General features: G+C 46.5%; 1 protein-coding gene. It reads left to right on the forward strand.

Annotated elements, in window-relative coordinates; translation table 11 throughout:
- On the forward strand, positions 1 to 761 hold a 761-nt coding region (locus tag R7Q48_RS26400; protein ID WP_318133159.1), incomplete at its 5' end, for a dicarboxylate/amino acid:cation symporter.
- Positions 762 to 795: the final 34 nt, after the last annotated feature.

A 795-nucleotide genomic window follows, 5' to 3' on the forward strand; every position in this document is an offset into this window, starting at 1 on the left:
CTCGTGGAGGCCCTGCTATCCGCACGTTTAAGATGGCCAATGAGATCATGATGAAGCTGGTTGGTTTGGTCATGAGTCTAGCACCTTACGGTGTGTTTGCTCTGATGATTCAACTAGGTGCAACCTTAAATGCGAATACACTGATGTCTGTTGCAGGTTACGTTGCGCTTGTCGTGGCTATGCTTGTGTTCTGGATTTTCATCTTCTATCCAATGGCAGTTGGCATTACGACTGGAACTTCTCCAAAGGCGTTTCTCCGTGCAACTCGTGAACAAATCCTATTTTCCCTATCTACGGCAAGTTCAAATGCAACCATCCCTGTAACCATGCGTACTCTGACAGAGAAACTGCAAGTTTCTAAATCAGTTGCGGGTTTTGGTGTACCGCTAGGCGCGACGATGAACATGTCAGGTGTATCTATTTACATCGCGCTTGCAACAATCTTCGTTGCTAACGCGTTTGGCCAGCCAATTAACACCGCTGATGTGTTTACACTCGGTCTGACGATTCTTCTTCTTTCTATTGGTGCTGGTGGCGTACCAGGTGGTGGTGTGGTGATGGTTGGTGTGCTTCTTCACCAATTGGGTCTTCCACCAGAAGGTTTAGCTATCATTGCAGCGGTTGACCGTATCAACGATATGTTCTGTACCTCTTCGAACGTGGTAGGGGATACCGCAGTGAACACTATTGTCGCCAAAACAGAAGGTGAGATTGGCAATCAAGAAGAAGTAGAGGCGCAGCCTGCACAAGCTAATGCCTAGTCTTGAACAATAGAGTTGAATCTATATATAGAAA

It is taken from the genome of Vibrio sp. 378, from assembly GCF_033339435.1.